Genomic DNA, 19,593 nt, shown 5'->3' with positions numbered 1-19,593 from the left:
GCCCAGCCCCGTCGAACGCGCTTCATAGAAACAATGGCATCTGCCGCCGAGGACGTGCGCCGACACGGCGCACGCCCGATGACCGCGCTGCGCGATGAATGTCCAGCAGCCACGCGGCACGCTGGCCGTCCGTCTCGGCCGCCGAGTCGTCTGCAAGCTCTCCGAGGACCGGCAGATGGACGGCGTCGAACACGTGAGGCGCGACGGCCTCCGCCCGCCCCAGCTCGAAGAGCCGCCGCATGCCGCGCACGAGGACACCGCCGACTTCCACCAGGCTCGCCGCGCTGTGCCGAACATTGCGAACCGGGTCCCCCGGCCGCTCCAGCAGGCCGAAGGCTTCGACCAGCCGAAACGCGCCGTCGAGCGTCAGGTCGTGCAGGAGCCGCGGCAGCTCTCGCATCGCACCTCGCGCTGCCACCGCATCGCCCTGCAGTACGGCCTCCACCCAACGGAGCCACACGGCGAGTTCCGGTTCCACCGATTTGGCTTCCCCCGCAGGCTTGAGGAACCGCCCGCATCGGCAGATGCGCAACGCAGGCCTGGCCCAGCGGATGGGCCTGCCGCAACTGGCGCAGGCTTGAAGGAAGCTGTAGCCATGCCGGCAGCAAGCTGGCACCGCACGCGTCATCCAAGCGATCTGCGCAAACCCGGTCTCGCGAAGGCAGACGGGACACACCTTCGCAATCATGGAGGTGGGCGCGACCCACCGGCTGAGCCGTTGCCCCGCAAGATGGACCCATCGACCCCCACCACGCCATTCGAGCAGCGCCAGGCGGTTTCGCACGTCGTCGGCATCGGCGTGGAGCGCCCATGCCAAGACGGCGACGTCGCCGTCGCCAAGGGACTGCCGCCGATCAAGTCCCATCCAGCGCATGCCCTTCTCGTACTCGACACCATTGGCCTGGAACGCTCTCAACACGAAGCTCATCGCCGATTCACCGGGCTGGAGTGCGACGGTTACGCCCAGCCGGCCGAGGTCACGCGGCGGCAAAGGGATTCACCACTTGGTTGGACGCGCCGCTGACGCGCTGGAATGCCAACTCAAAGTGCCCGCGGTCGACGGCCTCTGCTTTGGCGTCGATGGCGACCAGCACCGCTTCGGTGAGCAGCAGCTTGGTGCGGCGCCGGTTGCCGAGCACCGCCTTGTGCGTGAGCTTCGCAAACTCCCTGTCGCTCAGGATCCTGAAATCGATGCACCGCGTGCGGTTGCCGATCTCGGCCAGGAACTGGCCCCAGGTGGCATCGTCCTCGAAGTGCCGCAGGTTCAGGCGTACTGAAACGCGGTCGGCCAGCGATGCGTCCACGTTCTCGAGGCCACCGAAACTGCTGCTGGACAGGAACACCAGCGCAATGCCGGTCTCATCCATCAAGTCGCGCAGCACCTCGGACGCAGTCGTTTCGATCCCTTTCGGGGCTCGGGACTTGCGGGTGCCCTGCTCCAGGACGTGCGCCTGATCGATGAAGATCATGCGCGTGCCTAGCTGCTGCAGCGCTTCGAAGGCGATGTCGCGCATGCTCTCGAAGCGCCCCTTGCGGATGGCCGTGAACGGGTGGCGGATGGCACGGAGCAGCAGCGACACGATGGCGCCGGCGCACGGGTTCGAGCGCAGTCGCATGCCCAGTGCGCCGCAGCCGTCGATGATGTCCTTCGACGTCGGAAGACTCCTGCGGAAATACTCGGAGATGCTGGTCTTGGAAGTGCCTGGCGGCCCTGAGATCAGGATGCCCTGGGGCCGACTGACTCGCAGGGACAGCTGATAGGCCCGGTCCAGCGCGCCCAGGACAGCGTGCAGGTCCGGGAATAGCACGTACTTGCGGTCTACCTCGTCCGCCGCGAGCAGCGCCTGCTCGGAGTACATGAACATGCGGCGCGCCGCGATCTGGCGCGCCTCGTCTTCTGCAGCGTCGCCGGTGTCGATGATGTCGAAATTGCTCATGATGCTCAGAAGTCGATGACCTGGAAGTCGACGTTGTCGACGAAGGAATAAGCCTTGATCTGCTGAGCGCTGATGGGCTCGACAGGTGCCGGAGCAGGCCTGGGTGGTTCGGATGTCGTGCCACTGAACACCCGGGACGACGTGGCGCCGGAATAGCGTGCGGCAGCCTTCTGGTCGGCCCGGGTCTTCCAGCTCACCGACTCTTGCCAGTGCTCGTGCAGGCGCAACCGCGCCCTTTCGAGGTACTCGTAGGCCCCGCTGCTTTTTAGTTCCTGCCTGGCGAACTTGCGGATCTGAAGGTGCTGGTTCCAGCTCAGGCCGTTGGCGTACTCACCCCATCGGCATGGGCTGCCGACCCAGTGCTCGGTCTTCGGGTCCTGGACCCAGACTTGCGACATGTCGTCCGGATCCCACTTGACCCACGTCTTGAAGCGGGCGCCGTGCGCCTGGCGCATCGGCAACAACTCGGCGCCGCCGAACGGGAGCCCATGCAGCTCGACACCGCCCTGGTGCACTGTCAACTGCTTGGAGAGCGCCGAGACCATGCGCAGGCGCTCCAGGTCATGAGGGAAGCGCGCGGGCGGCACGCGGATCAAACCCTCCTGCATGAGGTCGTAAGGTCGCGCCAGCTTGCGTTCGTTGACCTGGAACGGGTGGAAGTCGACCGCATACATCACCAGCCCGCGCACGAACGCCGAGAACATGATGGCCGCGTCCTTGTCGGGATCGAGGTTCACCACGTTGGCCACACGCTTGTGCACGCGGCCGCGTGTCAGGGTCAAGTTGTCCAGCGTTCCGAAGAAGCGCTCGACGTGCGGCTTGAGCCACGGCGTGCGGACGCGGCAATACGTGAAATGGCTGCAGAGTTCCCAGCCCATGCGCTGGAACACGGGCGAATGGAACTCCATGCCGTTGTCGAGCATCACATGGTCCGGGATGCCGTCGGCGAGCCATGAGTTTTCCAGCTTGATGCCGGCGACCATGTCGGCCTTCGGCTGCAACGCGCACCTCACCGCGCCGCTGACGCTGCTCAGCCCGGCGCCGTAGAAGCTCACGTAGAACCCGAGCAGGTAGTTCGAGTAGGCGTCGATCACAACCGTCAGCAGCGGCCGCCCGAGAGGCAGGCCAGTGCGATCACAGATCACCACCCAGTTCAGCGGCGTGTGGTCGACTTCGACCACGTCCAGCGGGTACTTCGCCACGGTGCCGTCCATCGTGGTGCGGGTGTCATGCCGGGCACGCGCCGGACCGTAGCGCGCTTCGATGACGCGACGGCGGTCCAAACCCTGCACGCGTCTTGACAACGTGCTCAGGCTGATCTGCGCCTCGGCTTCCGACAGCTTGCCCGCGATGACCAGCGGCTTCGCCTGCGCCCGAACCATCGTCAAGGTATGGCGCAGCGAAAAGCGATCAAGCGTCAAGTAGTACTTCCGGATCGACTCGGTCACCAGGCGGTCCATCTCGGGATGGAGCTTGCTCGAACGCACTCGTCGCGCATTGCCGTCGACCAAGGACTGCGGGGCGTGCTGCGCGTCCTCGAATTTGCGCAGCCACCGCATCACGGTGCTGGCGGCGGGTGGCTTCGGATCTGCCAGACGCTGCGCGACCTGCTTCACCAAGCGCTCGATGGCTCGGCGCATGCCGCGGCTGAGGTGGGCCTGTCGGATCGCGACCACGTAACCCATCTTGCGCTTGAAGGTTTCGAGCTTCGCGCCCTTGAGGCTCTCGTAAGCGAGTAGCGGCAGGGCGGACGTCTTCTCTTGCCGCGGCGCGGGGGCGGCGTCATGGCCGACCAACTCGATGTCACCGGCCCAGATGCTCTTCAGCAGCTTGTGCTTCGGTATGGTGTTCGGCCGACGCGTGTGACAGTCTTCGTAGCTCCAGCTGCCGTCCGGCAGCTCGCGGATCAGCTCAAGCGTTCGTGCGCCACGGCGAAACACCAAGCCAGCGTGCAAGGTAAACGGCATCTTTGTTCTCCAGGAATTCGGTGTGGATGAGTCGGCTGTGAGAAGCCGTGGTCACAGGGCCGACGAACGTGATGACGCGCGTGGCGATCAGGTGAAACAGCAGTTCGCGAGTGACGCCGAACTCGGTCATCAGCGCCTCGATGGAGGCGCCTGCGCGATGTGCACGGAGGTGCTGCGAGACGCGCGCGAGGTCGCGGGGGTCGAAGTGCCCCTTGGCGTAGCGCAACACCAGGCGGACGGTTTCATGCTGCTGCCGCCGGCGCAGCGTCTTCTCGGAGATGACGAAGAACCGTTCGCCGCGCTCGGCCAAGTGCCGCGCGGCGAGGTTGAACAGCACCCGGTACTTGGGCACCTTGGCTTCGAGCTTGACTTCCCATACCGACGTCCGGCCGTCGAGGGTCTCGAGGCGGTAGTCGGGCGTGTAGGTCTGACCTGGCAGCTGCAGGGTCTCGGGCTGGGACGCGATGTGCCGGGTCGCTGGGCATAGCGCCGCGACCTGCACAAAAGCGCTTTCGGTGGTGGCCTCGGCCTGAACGGGTGAGGGCAGAACGCCTCGTAGGTTCAGGAGGTGGACGGTCCGAGGCGTGGTCGGCTTGATGAGCCGACGGACGGGGGTGTCCATGGATTTCCTTGCGGTGAGTGGCCCCGACGCCAGGCGTAGGGGCGAGCTTGACCAGCACTAACCACAAGGAGATACTCGAGTCGCCAAACCCGTTGGGAGTACCTCCCGGCGGAAAACGCCGGTCATTCGAAAGGGTGATCGGCGTTTTTTCTACATGTCGTTCTCCTTCGTCGCCGTCGAGGCGGCAGCGTCTTGGGGAGGCATGCTCTGCGTCAGGCTCTTCGTCCTGCAGCGGGCAAGCCAGAGGGCCACGTCACGCGTGAGCGCAAAGCGCCCACGGCGCTTCTCGATGTCGAAGAGGGGAACCGGCACGCGGCCTCGCGAAATGGCCTGGCGCATCGCTGCGGCCGTCGGAAATCCCAGCGCGCGATACAGCGCAGCCCCACCGAGCATCGGCCCGTGCCGCTCATGAAGGCCCCGCTCAATCTCTTGAGCCAGCTTGTCTTCGCTGTCGATTTCCACTGTGCAGTTTGCGTCTGAGGGGGCAGGTGTTGCCTAGTCACGCATCCTATGAAGACTCCATCCGGCGGTCGAGAAAGGTAGCGTTACGGGTGCCGCGTTACTCCTCCCACCGCCCCGCCAGCAACATGCAAGCCCTTGAATCTGCACGCCTTTCGTTGGCGGAGTTCCGTCAGCGGAGCGGTTTCGCGGCTTCCCGCGAAAGTCCGAAACCGATCAAGAAGGACATCACCGACGCGCTGAAGACGGTGTTCTGGGCGTTCTCACTGCAAGCAAGGACTGGCTTGGCATCGCCTCGGGCGCTGGAACGGTTTTTCGAATCCGAGACGTTTCGCAAGAACAAGGACGGTCGGCCGTTCAACAACAACAAATGGCGGCACTACTTCGCCGGCCGGCATGTACCCGATGCGGCACTCGACAAGGTAGAGGCCAGGTATGCCGGCGCGAACGCCTGCCTGGACAGTCCACTGTGGGCAGCGTTGACGCTGCGGCCACTGACCAGGCGCCAGTTGGAAGACCTGGTGCTGCCACTCGCCCCGGACATCCAAGCGATCGTCAGGCGACGAGGCACCGATCCGCGCCCGCACCGATTTCCTGGCTTGACCATAGACCGCGGGCTGGCAGACATGCTTGAACGCCGCGCCAGCTTCGACGCACTCGCCGCCGCCGTCATCATGGTCCGCATCGCGCATGTCGAAGGTGAGTCGGCCGCAGCATTTGACTGGGGCCGCCGTGTGCTGCGGATTCTGCTGATGCTGAGCGAACGGCTACACGATGGCGGCATTGCGCGGCCGCTGCTCGAATTGGTGGAGGAGCGTGTGATGGCCTTGGCGTGGCATGACGGCGCACGACCAGGCTACCCCGCCGGCTGCTTCTATCAACTGGCGTTGCACTACGCGCAGGGACTGCGGCACATGAAGGATCAGCCGTTCAGCGAGATGACAGAGAAGCAGCGGCAGGACGCAGGCCAATGGTTTCTCGACTTCGCCTACCGAGAGGACTACTACTACGCCTTCAACCCGGTCCGGGTGATATCCGAAGGTACGTCTGCCCGAGCGGACGACCGAAAGTTCGCGACGCCCGACATCTGGCTACATACCTGGGCACTAAACATGTTGGCGGTGGGTGAACACTGGGAACATCCTCCTGACGCAGTTCGATCTGGCAGAGATCTTTGGGCCTCACACTATCCAGGCATTTCAAAGATCATTGCCGCGAAATTCACAGTCAATCCGGCCGCCCAGGCAGATCCGCTCAGTCGAGCAGCTAGCTTCCTAGTGGCCGCACCATCGGACGAGGCCGAATGAAGATCTTCTGCTGTCGTCACGGGCAGAGCGTGGCCAACGCCGGCGCCGCGACGCTGGACCCGCTGTCGATTGAGTTGACCGAGCTTGGCCGTCAGCAGGCCGAGGATCTCGCGCTGCAATGGGCAGAGGCACCAAGCCTCATCCTGGTCTCGCCGGCCGAGAGAGCGAGGGCCACGGCGCTGCCGACCAAGCGGCGTTTTCCATCGGCGCGAGTCGAGGAATGGCCCATCCAGGAGTTCACCTACCTGGCCCCGGCCCGATGTGTAGGGACCACCGCTGACCAACGCCGGGAATGGGTTGAGGCTTACTGGGCATTGGCGGACCCAGATCGATGCGATGACGAGGGTGCTGAAAGCTTCAACGAGTTCCTTGCGCGCGTCGACAACACGATCGTGCGCCTGGACCAGGTCGCCGGAGGCTCTGACCACCGCACCGTCCTTCTCTTTGGCCATGGACAGTTCATCAATGCAATGCGCTGGCGGCGGTCCCGCTCGGGTGGCGGGCAGGAGATGCCGAGCTTCCGGGACTTTGACCTTAAAAGTCCGGTCCCGCACTGCGAACCGCTTGAGCTAGTGCCGCTCCCTATACATCGCTGACTTGCTGCAGGAGACGATGGCTCTGCCTCCGCCAGCAGACAGCCGACAGTCTGAGAAGCCCGCCCCGACCCGGCGGGTCTTTTCATTCTGCGGCGCGCCGCCCGCTGCGGCGGCAATGGGTGGGTCAATCGTTCCGGATTTCCACGGAAATTGACCCCGTGTTGATTTCCTCCGAAACCTGACCCACCCCATTCAGTGATTTCCGTTCAAACCTGACCCACGTATGAACCCTAGCCTGCCGCTATTTGCGGCAGGAGCACTGGAGTGATTGACGTGGCGACACTGAGTGTCATCAGGCGGTGGGCCCTGCGCGAGCAGCTGTCCATCCGCGAGATAGCCCGACGCACCGGCCTGTCTCGCAACACCATCAGGAAGTACCTGCGCAGCGGCGACCAAGAGCCGGCCTATACCAAGCGGGCCAGCAAGAGCCGGCTCGACCCGTTTGCCGAGAAGCTGACCCACTGGCTCAAGACCGAGGCCGGCAAGACCCGCAAGCAGCGGCGCACCTTGAAGCAGATCCACGCCGAGCTCGTGACGCTCGGCTACGACGGCTCCTACAACCGCGTGGCGGCCTTCGCGCGCGACTGGGCCCAGAAGCGCCAGGAGGCCAAGCAAACCACCGGACGGGGCACCTTCGTGCCGCTGGTCTTCGACGCCGGCGAGGCCTTCCAGTTCGACTGGAGCGAGGACTGGGCCGTGCTGGCCGGCGAGCGCACCAAGCTGCAGGTGGCGCACTTCAAGCTCAGCCACAGCCGGGCCTTCTACGTCCGGGCCTACCTGCTGCAGACCCACGAGATGCTGTTCGACGCGCACAACCACGCCTTCCGCGTGTTCGGCGGCGTGCCCCGGCGCGGCATCTACGACAACATGAAGACCGCCGTGGACAAGGTCCTCAGCGGCAAGGCGCGCGACGTCAACGCGCGCTTCGCCGCGATGGTCAGCCACTACCTCTTCGAGGTCGAGTTCTGCAACCCGGCCTCGGGCTGGGAGAAGGGCCAGATCGAGAAGAACGTGCGCGATGCGAGGCATCGGCTCTGGCAGCCCGTGCCGGCGTTCCCGTCATTGGACGCGCTCAACGCCTGGCTGGAAGCCCGCTGCCTGGCGCTGTGGAAGGAGATCTCCCACGGCCAGCAGCCCGGCACGGTGCACGACGTCTGGCAGCTGGAGAAGCCCACGCTGATGAAAGTGCCTCGCCCCTTCGACGGCTTCATCGAGCACACCAAGCGCGTCTCACCGACGTGCCTGGTCACCTTCGAGCGAACCCGCTACAGCGTGCCGGCGTCGTACGCCAACAGGCCGGTGAGCCTGCGCGTCTACGCCGACCGGCTCGTCGTCGCGGCCGAGGGCAACCTGATCTGCGAGCACAAGCGGGTCATCGAGCGAAGCCACGACACGATCGGCCAGACGATCTACGACTGGCGGCACTACTTGGCCGTGCTGCAGCGCAAGCCCGGCGCGCTGCGCAACGGCGCGCCGTTCACCGAGCTGCCAGTGGCCTTCAAGAAGCTGCAGACCGAGCTGCTCAAGAAGCCAGGCGGCGACCGGGAGATGGTCGAGGTGCTGGCCCTGGTCCTGCACCACGAAGAGCAGTCGGTGCTGGCGGCCGTGGAGCTGGCGCTGGAGGTCGGCGTGCCGACCAAGATGTACGTCATCAACGTGCTGCACCGGCTGCTCGATGGCAAGGCCGATCCACCGCCGGTGGACGCGCCACAGGCCCTGCGCCTGACGACCGAACCCCAAGCCAACGTGACGCGCTACGACGACCTGCGCAATGAAAGGAAGGTGCGCCATGCGTGACACCAAGATCAATGGGCTCGTCGTCGCGCTGCGCGAGCTGAAGATGTTCGGCATGGCCCACGCCGTGGGCGAGCTGGCCGAGCAAGGGGCGCCGGCCTTCGAGGCTGCGCAGCCGCTGCTGGCCCAGCTGCTCAAGGCCGAGACCGCTGAACGCGAGGTGCGTGCCGTGGCCTACCAGCTCAAGCAGGCCCGCTTCCCGGTCTACCGCGACCTGGCCGGCTTCAACTTCAGCCACAGCGAGGTCAACGAGGCTCTCGTGAGGCAGCTGCACCTGGGCGACTTCATGGACCGCGCCGAGAACGTCGTGCTCGTCGGCGGGCCTGGCACGGGCAAGACCCACCTGGCCACGGCCATCGGCGTACAGGCACTGGAGCATCATCGGCGGCGCGTGCGCTTCTTCTCCACGGTCGAGCTCGTGAACCAGCTCGAGCAGGAGAAGGTCTGCAACAAGACCGGCCAGATGGCGCACCGGCTGGCCCACATGGACATGGTCGTGCTCGACGAATTGGGCTACCTGCCGTTCAGCGCGTCTGGCGGCGCGCTGCTGTTCCATCTGCTGAGCAAGCTCTACGAGCGCACCAGCGTCGTGATCACGACGAACCTGAGCTTCAGCGAATGGGCCAGCGTCTTCGGCGACGCCAAGATGACCACGGCGTTGCTGGACCGGCTCACGCATCACTGCCATATCCTTGAAACCGGCAACGACAGCTACCGGTTCAAGAACAGCTCAGCTCAACCCACCACCAAGAAGGAGTCCAAACCGAGGAAGTTACCCACAACCTGAGCCCGAGAGGCTCGAACAAGGGTGGGTCAGGATTGGACGGAAACGGTGGGTCAGGATGGCGTGGGAATCAACAGCACTTGTGCGCTCGCCTATCGCGGAATAGTGGACCGGGGGGGGCCCGGCGCAGAGCGAAAGGTGCTTAAATTCTAGGGGGGAGCGTGTGCCGCCGAGCCCTGGCTAGAGCTGAAGCTTGCGGTCGCCTCAGGGAGGCGAAACAAGCATCGTTCCGCCGGTTCTGGTGCAGATTAAGAACGACAAGATGACTAATGCATTCTTTGAGCGGCCAATCCTCAACTCGCCGTACGAGTACCCCGCTCGTCACTGGGAGCTTGATGGAACCGGGCAACCGACGCAAAAGATCGTCGAACAGCGCAGGAAGGCCGAGTTCATCACGCCAATCCCGCGCGCGAAGAAGCAAAAAGGCTCTGGGACCCAGGTTTCCTTGATCGCCGGTGATGAGGCCCTGTCGTCCGCCTCACAAAGCTACGACCACACAGCGCTGATCAACTCGGTGCGGCAAGCGGTTGACCGATGGCGCCTTCTGCCGGAAGCTCAGTGGCGGGTCACTCCAGAAACGGCCCGCCTGCTCAAGCACTGGCGCAGTCACAAGTTCGCCAGCATCCGCCCCTTCTTCTGCCAGGTCGAGGCGGCCGAGACAATCATCTGGCTGACCGAGGTGGCACCGCAAATCGGCAATGCCGGCAAGGCCTTCCTGGATCACCTGGACAGCGTCAACGGCGAAGCCAACCCCGGCCTGTCGCGCCTGGCCCTGAAGCTGGCGACCGGCGCCGGCAAGACTACCGTGATGGCTATGGTCATCGCGTGGCAGACCATCAACGCCGTGCGCCACGAGCGCAGCAACAAGTTCGCTCGCGGCTTCTTGATCGTCGCCCCTGGCCTGACGATCAAGGACCGCCTTCGGGTGCTGCAGCCCAACGACCCCGACAGCTACTACCAAAGCCGCGAACTGGTGCCCAGCGACATGCTGGAAGACTTGAACCGGGCCAAGATCGTCATCACCAATTACCACTCGTTCAAGCTGCGCGAGCGCATCGAGCTGAGCAAGGGCGGCCGCGCACTGCTTCAGGGTCGGGGTGGCGCTGATCTCGATACGGTCGAGTCAGAAGGTCAAATGCTGCAGCGCGTCATGCCAGAGTTGATGGGTTTGAGCCAGGTGATGGTCATCAACGACGAGGCCCACCATTGCTACCGCGAGAAGCCGGCGGCCGAGGCCGAGGCCCCCGCAGACACACTCAAGGGGGACGAGAAGAAAGAGGCCGAAGAGAACAACGAAGCGGCGCGGCTGTGGATCTCTGGCCTGGAAGCCGTAGGGCGCAAGCTCGGCATCAACCGCGTGGTGGACCTGTCCGCCACCCCTTTTTTCCTAGCCGGCTCGGGCTACATTGAGGGAACGCTGTTTCCGTGGACGCTCAGCGACTTCTCGCTGATGGATGCCATCGAGTGCGGCATCGTCAAGCTGCCCCGCGTGCCGGTAGCTGACAACATCCCCGGCGGCGACATGCCCAAGTTCCGCAACCTGTGGGAACACATCCGCACCAAGATGCCCAAGAAGGGCCGTGGCGCGGCCGGCAAGTCGCTGGACCCGCTGAGCTTGCCCGTTGAGCTGCAAACGGCGCTTGAGGCCCTGTACGGCCACTACAAGCTCACCTATGAGAAGTGGCAGGAAGCCGGCCTGAAGGTGCCGCCCTGCTTCATCGTGGTGTGCAACAACACGTCAGCGTCCAAGCTCGTCTATGACTTCATCTCGGGGTTCCACCGCGAAAACGACGATGGCAGTAGCACGCTGGTCAATGGCCGGCTGGAGCTGTTCCGCAACTTCGACGAGAACGGTAACCCCTACGGCCGCCCGCGCACATTGCTGATCGACAGCGAGCAGTTGGAGTCCGGCGAGGCGCTGGATGACAATTTCCGCGCCGCAGCCGGTGCAGAGATTGAGCAATTCAAGCAGGAGGTGCTGGAGCGCGGCGGGCCGCTGGCCGACGAGCTGCGGTCCGGCAAGGCATTTGACGACGCTCGGCTGCTGCGCGAGGTGATGAACACCGTGGGCAAGCATGGCAAGTTGGGCGACTCCATCCGCTGCGTGGTGTCGGTATCCATGCTGACCGAAGGCTGGGACGCCAACACAGTGACCCACGTGCTAGGCGTGCGCGCCTTTGGCACCCAGTTGCTGTGCGAGCAGGTGATCGGCCGTGCGCTGCGCCGCCAGTCCTATGACCTGAACGAAGAGGACCTGTTCAATCCCGAGTACGCGGATGTGCTGGGAATTCCATTCGACTTCACCGCTACCCCGGTGATCAGCAAGCCAAAGCCTCCGCGCGAAACCGTGCAAGTGCGCGCCATGCGCGACCGCGAGGCTCTGGCCATCGACTTCCCCCGCGTGCAGGGCTACCGGGTGGAGCTTCCGCAGGAGCGCCTGACCGCCGAATTCAACGACGACTCCACGCTGGTGCTAACGCCCGACCTCGTGGGCCCGTCTATCACCCAGAACGCTGGCATCGTGGGTGAGGTGGTGGATCTGAGCCTGAAGCACACCGGCGACATGCGGCACTCTACGCTGCTGATGCACCTGACCAAGCGCCTGCTTTACAACCACTGGCGCGACCCAGGCGACGATCCCAAGCTGCACCTGTTCGGCCAGCTCAAACGCATCACCCAGGAATGGCTGACCAAGCACCTGGACTGTAAGGGCGGCACCTACCCGGCCCAGCTGATGTATCAGGCTCTCGGCGACATGGCCTGCGAGCGCATCACTGCAGCCATCACCCGGGCCGAGCACGGTCGCCGGCCCATCAAGGCCGTGCTGGACCCGTACAACCCCAGCAGCAGCACCGCCTACGTCAACTTCAACACGTCCAAACCCGATCGCTGGGAGACTGCTGCCGACCGCTGCCACATCAACTGGGTGGTGCTGGACAGCGACTGGGAAGCCGAGTTCTGCCGCGTGGCCGAACGGCACCCCAAGGTGCACAGTTACGTCAAGAACCACAACCTGGGCTTCGAGGTGCCCTATCGCTACGGCTCCGAGACGCGGCAGTACCGGCCCGACTTCATCGTGCGCATCGACGACGGCCACGGCCCCGACAACCTGCTGAACTTGGTGGTCGAAATCAAGGGCTACCGCGGCGAAGACGCCAAGGATAAGAAGACCACCATGGACACCTACTGGGTGCCCGGGGTCAACAACCTAAAGGTGTATGGCCGCTGGGCCTTCGCCGAGTTCACCGACATCTGGCAGTTGCAAGACGACTTCGCCACCAAGGTGGGCGCCGCCTTTACCCACATGATCGACGACGCCATGGTGCGCGCAAGTTCTGCCCCCGCCGGCCAACCCCTGACTGCCGAGATCGCCTGATGGCCAAAAAGAGCAACAAGAAAGACGGCCTGACCGTCGAGACCTTGACCCACACCGACGCCACGCGCAAGAACATCCCGACGGCCGAGTTCCAGTCGGTCATGAAGCCTGAGGAGGAAGGCCCGGTGCCGGTGCGCTATCTGCGCGAGACCCAGGGGCTTGAAGACGAGAAGGCTGCGCGCAACCGCGACCTGGATCCACAGCTGGTGTGGCGCGGCAAGGACGCGCAGGACTGGTCAGACCTGGTGGTGCACGCCCCGCCGCTGTACATCCAGGAGAAGGTGCATCCCAAAGTTCTGATCGACGACCTAAAGCGGCAGACTGAGGTCGCAGCGGCAGCCAAATCCCAGGAACACTTCGGCGACACACTCGATCTGTTTGCCGACTTCAATGGCCTTCCTAGCGAGGACGCAAAAACCGAGTTCTATCAACACGACAGCCACTGGTCCAACCGCATGATCCTTGGGGACAGCCTAGCGGTGATGGCCTCACTAGCCGAACGTGAGGGGCTGCGCGGTAAGGTGCAGTGCATCTATTTCGACCCGCCTTACGGCATAAAATTCAACTCTAACTTCCAATGGTCCACAAACGCTAAAACAACTTCCGATGGAAAGTTGGACCATATAACGAGAGAGCCAGAGCAAGTAAAGGCGTTTCGAGATACTTGGCGCGACGGCATCAATTCCTATCTCACGTATCTTCGAGACAGACTTCAGGCATCCAGGGACCTGCTTTCTGAAACCGGATCAATTTTCGTTCAGATTGGCGACGAGAATATGCATCTCGTCCGATCGCTTCTAGACGAAGTTTTCTTACCACAGAATTTCGTGAGTGTAATTGCGTACTCGAAGACGACTGGATCTGGGAGCGGCGCTGGAGGCACAAACGTCCTCGCCTCAGTGGCAGACTACATACTTTGGTACGCTCGGGACAAAACCCGGGTCAAGTATCGTCAGCTTTATAAGGAGAAGGTGTTTGGTGAGGAAGGTGCGACGAAATACGACCAAGTACAGGAGCCGAGTGGGCTCCGAAGGCCCATCACCACTGAAGAGAAAAACGGCGCGATAGCGCCGTCGAATCGCATCTTCACCCTTGGGGACCTGACTTCTCAGACAGGCGTAGACAAGACTCGATTCGACCTCAACATTGAAGGTCGCACCTTTCGTCCCCATCCATCCGTTTGGAAAACGGGGGAAACAGGCATGGCAAGACTTCAGAAGGCGGGTCGAGTCATTCCAATCAAGTCATCAGTTCGCTATCAACGCTTCCTGGAGGACTTCTCCGCGTTTCCTCTGAGTAATGTATGGCTTGATATAGGCGGAGTTCAAAGCAGGTCTGATCCGAAGATTTACGTCGTTCAAACTTCCACTACCGCAGTAGACAGATGCGTATTGATGACGACCGACCCGGGAGACTTGGTACTCGATCCAACATGCGGCTCGGGGACTACTGCTTACGTCAGTGAACTCCGCGGTAGGCGTTGGATTACCGCTGACACCTCTCGTGTTGCGCTGGCACTTGCACGTTCACGGCTAATGGGTGCAAGGTTTCCATACTTCCTGCTGCGGGACAGCCGAGAGGGGCAATTGAAAGAGGCTGAGCTGACCCGCACAGCTCCTGCAACGGCCAATAGATTTGGCAGCGTACGTCATGGATTCGTAAATGAAAGAGTCGCCCATATAACCTTGAAGTCGATCGCAAACAATGCTGAAATCGATGTTATTCACGACAAATTCCAAGCGCTACTAGAGCCTCTGCGCCAGCAGTTGAACCAGTCGCTTGGTCAGACGTGGGCCGAATGGGAAATCCCTCGCGGGACTGACGCCAAATGGCTAGAAGGAGCCAAGAAACTACACGCCCAGTGGTGGGCACAGCGCATCGAACGCCAAAAGGAGATCGACGCTTCCATCGCCGCCAAAGCCGAGTTCGAATTCCTGTACGACAAGCCTTACGAGGACAGGAAAAAGGCGCGCGTGGCCGGCCCGTTCACGGTGGAAAGCCTGTCGCCGCACCGCGTCCTGTCGTTGGACGAGGACGACGAACTGGTGGACGGTGTGGCCGAGCAGGAGGCCCGCTATCAGGCCGAGCAACGCGACTTCGCCGCAATCATCCTGGACCAACTGCGCATGGCCGGCGTGCAGCAGGCGCACAAGGAGGACCGCATCATCTTCACGTCGCTGAAGCCGTGGCCGGGCGACCTGATCTGCGCTGAAGGCCACTTTGGCGAGGATGTGGGTGATGCCAAGCGCGCCGCCGTCTTCATCGGCCCCGAATTCGGCACTGTCTCGCGCCCCGACCTAGTGGCCGCCGCACGTGAAGCCGCGGATGCTGGCTTTGACGTGCTGATCGCATGCGCCTTCAACTACGACGCCCGCTCCACCGACTTCGACAAGCTGGGCCGCATCCCCGTGCTGAAGGCGCGCATGAACGCCGACCTGCACATGGCGGAGGACCTGAAAAACACCGGCAAGGGCAACCTGTTCGTGATCTTCGGCGAGCCCGACATTACCTTGCTGCCTACCGGCGACGGCCAGATGCGCGTCAAGGTCAACGGCGTGGACGTGTTCGACCCCAGCACCGGCGAGGTACGCAGCGACGGCGCCGACGGCATCGCATGTTGGTTCATCGACACCGACTACAACGAAGAAAGCTTCTTCGTACGCCACGCGTACTTCCTGGGTGCCAACGACCCGTACAAAGCGCTGAAGACCACGCTGAAAGCAGAGATCGATGCCGACGCCTGGGCAACTCTGAACAGCGACACGTCGCGGCCGTTCGACAAGCCGAAGTCGGGGCGCATCGCGGTGAAGGTCATCAATCACCTGGGCGATGAGGTAATGAAGGTATTCAAGGTCTGAGCATCAAAAGAATCCAGGGAAGGAAGTCGAAGTGCTCGTTTACAGCAGTAGTTTCATGTTGGCGCCTACGGGCGGCCCCCAGCAGGTCATTGACTTGATTGCGCGATGGATGGGCAAGCGGTCGGGAGGGTTCATAGCCGCCAATGAGTTGGCGCAAGGAATCGCAAGGAAACGGTTGAAAGACGGCAGTACCGTGATCAGCCGTTCAACAAAGTTCGACCCCGCGGCCCCCAGTTACCCTTTCATCTTCAGTACCGAGCTGTCGCATCGAGACGACCAGGTCGCTGGACGCCTGTGGACTACGGGCATCGGAATCCGGCAATTGGCGGCGGACAAGCCCGTCGAATGCACCTTCCTGTTGCGAACGGACGAAGCCAGCGCGCGAGTGCTCGCGCCGATCCAAGTTACGCGGCCTCGTGTCGTACTCGACATCGTGAGCCAATGTCAGCCGGTTGGTGAGACTCCCGGGCTCAAGGTCAAACGTCTTGACGAAGCGAGCGCCACCGCGTTCCTGGCCGACATCGAGCGGGAAGACCGAGGGCATCCAATCGTCATCATCAGCCCGCGTCGCGATGGCAGCTATCTCGTTCAGCCCGAGCGCTTRAGATCGCTACTCGTTGGTATCGCGGAAGTGGTGCAAGTGGCGCCAGGAGTCGACACCTTCGAACTCGAAAAGGTACTGGGGCGTCGCTATGGCGCTTGGGGCGGGGCACTCAACGTTCTGTACCGTTCAAAGGTTGGTCATGCCGGTGTTTACTGCGACAGCTCGCTCTATCGCCCGGACAGGTTGGCGGACTTGGCCGAGGCTGGCGTCAACCTTGATTCTGAGATTCTCTCCACCGTCACGCACCAAACCAATGTGCCAACGGCATGGCGCCACATCTCGCTTGGCGTCGTCGACCAGGCTGTGTTGCGGGGCCAGTTGGCCAGCGCCGTTGCAAGCGCCAAGCAGACCGATGATGGCGCTGGCTACATTCAGCTGCTTGAAGAAGCAATGGACCAGCTGACTGCTAAAGACCTATCCATTGGCGAACTTCGAGATCAAGTGCAGGATCGGGATGAGCGGATCTCCGAATTGGAGGCCAGCGTTCAGGGCCTGAAGTACTCCCTCGCTGGGCAACGGCAATCTGCGGTTGGTCCAGATGACGAAGGCCTAGAGGCAATCCAGCCGCTGCGTGACGCCGTCAGTACATTGGTGGAAGGAGTCCCAACGCTTGAGCAGTCTCTGACCATCATCCGAACTCTCTTTCCTGACCGTATCGTGGTCTCGGATTCAGCTCTGTCTTCGGCCCGGGAGTCGGAATCGTTCCGCAATGGCAAGAAGGCCTTCGAGCTTCTGTGGAAACTGGCGACCGGCTACTGGTCCGCAGTGGCGGGCGGTGGCGGGGATGCGGAGGGGCGCAAAGTCTTCGGCCAGAACGCGTACGCCCAGAACGAGGCTAGTGCTCTGAGCAACGACGGCAAGCGCCGCCGTACCTTCGAGTACAAGGGTCAAGACATCTTGATGGAAAAGCACCTCAAGATCGGCGTCAAAGACAGCGTGGCTGAAACACTCAGAGTGCACTTTGAATGGGTAGGCGCCGACAAGGCAATCGTTGTTGGCCACTGCGGCAAGCATTTGGACTTCTGACTGGTGGATCAGCCCATGGATTTCCGCATCGCTGACACGTTCACAGATAGCCTAGCCCGCTTGACGGGAGATGAGCAAAAGCTGGTCAAGACCACCGCCTTCGACCTGCAGATGAACCCCGTCAACCCCGGCATGAGTCTGCATAAGCTCGACCGGGCGAAAGACAAGAACTTTTGGTCGGTGCGCGTAGGCGCTGACGTTCGCCTGATCGTGCACAAGACTGCCAGCAGTTTCATGCTGTGCTACGTCGACCACCACGACAAGGCCTACCTGTGGGCCGAGAGAAGGCGCTTGGAGACGCATCCCAGGACCGGCGCGGCCCAGTGGGTGGAAGTGCGGGAGCGGGTGGAAGAAGTGCTGGTGCGCCGCAAGATTGAGGCGCCCGAATCTGTCGCCGCTAAGCCTGCGCTCTTTGCGCACCTCACGCCGCTGGAGTTGCTGAGCTATGGCGTGCCTGAGGACTTCGTACAGACAGTTCTAGAGGCCAACGAAGACAGCCTCCTGGAACTGGCTAGCCACTTGCCAGGCGAAGCCGCCGAGGCCCTGCTGGAATTGGCCACCGGAGGCAAACCCAAGCCTGCCCCCGCCCCAGCCCCCAACGCGGACCCGTTTGCCCACCCCGACGCCCAACGCCGGTTCCGTGTCATGCGCGACGTGGAAGAACTCGCCCGGGCGCTGGACTACCCCTGGGAAAAGTGGACCATCTTCCTGCACCCGGCGCAGCGTCAGTGGGTCGAGAAGGACTACAACGGTCCAGCGCGCGTGGCCGGCTCGGCCGGGACTGGCAAGACCATCGTGGCCTTGCACCGCGCCGTTCACCTGGCGCGGCAGTACCCTGAATCCCGCGTGCTGCTGACCACCTTCTCAGACACGCTAGCGCGGGCGTTGCAGGGCAAGCTGCGACGCCTGATCAGCAACCAGCCCAAGCTCGGCGAACGCCTGGAAGTCGAGGCCCTGAGTACCGTCGCTTTGCGCCTTCATGAGCGTCATGTGGGCAAGGTGCGTGTGGCGACCGAGGAGCAGTTGCGTAAGTCCGTGGCTGACGCGGCACGGCGTGTTGAGGGCCATCGATTCACCGCGCCGTTCGTTTACGCCGAATGGTTGGACGTGGTGGATACGTGGCAGCTCAGCACCTGGGAGGGCTACCGTGACTTCAAGCGCCTGGGTCGCAAGACGCGCCTGTCCGAGGCACAGCGTGCGCTGCTTTGGCAGATCTTCGAGGCGGTGGCTGCTGACCTATCGGCGCAGGGCGTGACGACCCGCGCGGCGATCTGCACGCGTGTGGCTGCTGCCGTGGGCAGCATGAAGCACGCGCCCTACGACCATGTAGTGATCGACGAAGCTCAGGACGTGAACGTCAGCCAGCTACGCCTGCTGGCGGCCATCGCCGGCGGGCGGCCGAACGGGCTGCTGTTCGCGGGCGATCTGGGTCAGCGCATTTTCCAGACCCCTTTCTCGTGGAAGGCGCTAGGCGTGGACGTACGAGGTCGGTCGCGCACACTCCACGTGAACTACAGAACCTCGCATCAAATCCGCGCCCAAGCAGACAAGCTTCTAGGCCCTGAGGTGAGCGATGTTGACGGCAACGTGGAAGACCGACGCGGCACGGTATCGGTTTTCAACGGCCCCACACCCGAAGTGCTCACGTTCGACGATGCTCGATCCGAAGAGCGGCACGTGAGCGAATGGATAGCTGCGCGAACTTCAGACGGTATGCAGCCGCACGAGCTGGGCGTGTTCGTGCGGTCTGCTGACCAAATCCCACGGGCGGAAGCAGCGATCCAAGCAGCTGGCTTGCGCTGGCGCGTGCTTGACGACAAGGTAGACACCGCCAGCGGTCAGGCTTCCATCAGCACCATGCACCTCGCCAAGGGCTTGGAGTTCCGCTACGTGGCGGTTATGGCGTGTGACGACGAGGTCATCCCGCTGCAAGAACGCATCGAAAGCGTCGTCGACGAAGCAGACCTGGAGGAGGTCTACCACACCGAGCGTCATTTGCTCTATGTGGCGTGCACGAGAGCACGAGACCAACTGCTGGTGACCTCTGTTGCTCCCGGGTCAGAGTTTCTCGGAGATCTGACGGCCTAGCGCTCGGGATGGGGCAATGGAAGTGGCGTAATCAGATGGCGATGGGCTGCGATGGTCCGGCGATGGAGCTCGGCCACATCGGGGAGGCAGTGGGCTGGTCAAGGTGCGCTCCAGCGGCGCGGCGGACCGACGCACAGGTTTCGGGCAAGGCGGCTGCCGAGCTGCTTCTGGACGC

13 protein-coding genes are annotated in these 19,593 nt (G+C 62.9%); 8 read left to right on the top strand and 5 right to left on the bottom strand.

Annotation, left to right across the window (positions count from 1 at the left end):
• Positions 1-22: 22 nt before the first annotated feature.
• The 5 genes from ACXJKJ_RS04810 to ACXJKJ_RS04790 form a co-directional block, all read right to left on the bottom strand.
• A complete protein-coding gene (locus ACXJKJ_RS04810) occupies positions 23-991 on the bottom strand; it encodes a TniQ family protein (protein ID WP_457389285.1) in 969 nt (322 codons plus the stop codon).
• On the bottom strand, positions 978-1,937 hold the full coding sequence (locus ACXJKJ_RS04805) for a TniB family NTP-binding protein (protein WP_457389284.1): 960 nt from the start codon (positions 1,935-1,937) through the stop codon (positions 978-980). Before ACXJKJ_RS04805 ends, ACXJKJ_RS04810 begins: the two co-directional genes overlap by 14 nt.
• 5 nt (positions 1,938-1,942) lie before the next feature.
• Complete coding sequence (locus ACXJKJ_RS04800; protein WP_457389283.1) at positions 1,943-3,904, bottom strand: integrase catalytic domain-containing protein; 1,962 nt, start codon at positions 3,902-3,904, stop codon at positions 1,943-1,945.
• Positions 3,849-4,526 (bottom strand): hypothetical protein, encoded by a 678-nt coding sequence (locus ACXJKJ_RS04795; RefSeq protein ID WP_457389282.1) that lies wholly within the window; start codon positions 4,524-4,526, stop codon positions 3,849-3,851. Before ACXJKJ_RS04795 ends, ACXJKJ_RS04800 begins: the two co-directional genes overlap by 56 nt.
• A gap of 150 nt (positions 4,527-4,676) precedes the next feature.
• Positions 4,677-4,988 (bottom strand): hypothetical protein, encoded by a 312-nt coding sequence (locus ACXJKJ_RS04790; protein WP_457389281.1) that lies wholly within the window; start codon positions 4,986-4,988, stop codon positions 4,677-4,679.
• Between the two features lie 125 nt (positions 4,989-5,113).
• On the opposite strand from ACXJKJ_RS04790, the gene ACXJKJ_RS04785 reads away from it, so the two are divergent.
• The 8 genes from ACXJKJ_RS04785 to ACXJKJ_RS04750 all read left to right on the top strand — a co-directional run bounded on the left by ACXJKJ_RS04785 (position 5,114) and on the right by ACXJKJ_RS04750 (position 19,418).
• Positions 5,114-6,292 (top strand): hypothetical protein, encoded by a 1,179-nt coding sequence (locus ACXJKJ_RS04785; RefSeq protein ID WP_457389280.1) that lies wholly within the window; start codon positions 5,114-5,116, stop codon positions 6,290-6,292.
• Positions 6,289-6,888, top strand: a complete 600-nt coding sequence (locus tag ACXJKJ_RS04780; protein ID WP_457389279.1) for a histidine phosphatase family protein — start codon at positions 6,289-6,291, stop codon at positions 6,886-6,888. The genes ACXJKJ_RS04785 and ACXJKJ_RS04780 overlap by 4 nt, the downstream gene beginning before the upstream one ends.
• A gap of 264 nt (positions 6,889-7,152) precedes the next feature.
• Positions 7,153-8,685, top strand: coding sequence for an IS21 family transposase (gene istA, locus ACXJKJ_RS04775; protein ID WP_457389278.1), 1,533 nt, complete (start codon positions 7,153-7,155; stop codon positions 8,683-8,685).
• Positions 8,678-9,469, top strand: coding sequence for an IS21-like element helper ATPase IstB (gene istB / locus ACXJKJ_RS04770; RefSeq protein ID WP_457389277.1), 792 nt, complete (start codon positions 8,678-8,680; stop codon positions 9,467-9,469). The genes istA and istB overlap by 8 nt, the downstream gene beginning before the upstream one ends.
• Positions 9,470-9,728: 259 nt before the next feature.
• On the top strand, positions 9,729-12,842 hold the full coding sequence (locus ACXJKJ_RS04765; protein WP_457389442.1) for a BPTD_3080 family restriction endonuclease: 3,114 nt from the start codon (positions 9,729-9,731) through the stop codon (positions 12,840-12,842).
• Positions 12,842-15,700 (top strand): site-specific DNA-methyltransferase, encoded by a 2,859-nt coding sequence (locus tag ACXJKJ_RS04760; protein WP_457389276.1) that lies wholly within the window; start codon positions 12,842-12,844, stop codon positions 15,698-15,700. Before ACXJKJ_RS04765 ends, ACXJKJ_RS04760 begins: the two co-directional genes overlap by 1 nt.
• A 31-nt stretch (positions 15,701-15,731) precedes the next feature.
• Entirely contained in the window at positions 15,732-17,330 is a 1,599-nt protein-coding gene (locus ACXJKJ_RS04755) for a hypothetical protein (RefSeq protein WP_457389275.1), read from the top strand.
• 15 nt (positions 17,331-17,345) lie between these two features.
• On the top strand, positions 17,346-19,418 hold the full coding sequence (locus ACXJKJ_RS04750; RefSeq protein WP_457389274.1) for a UvrD-helicase domain-containing protein: 2,073 nt from the start codon (positions 17,346-17,348) through the stop codon (positions 19,416-19,418).
• Positions 19,419-19,593 lie beyond the last annotated feature (175 nt).

Source organism: Roseateles sp. P5_E1, from assembly GCF_054049335.1.
Note: the sequence above shows the minus strand (reverse complement) of the source record. Positions and strands in the feature narration are given on the sequence as shown.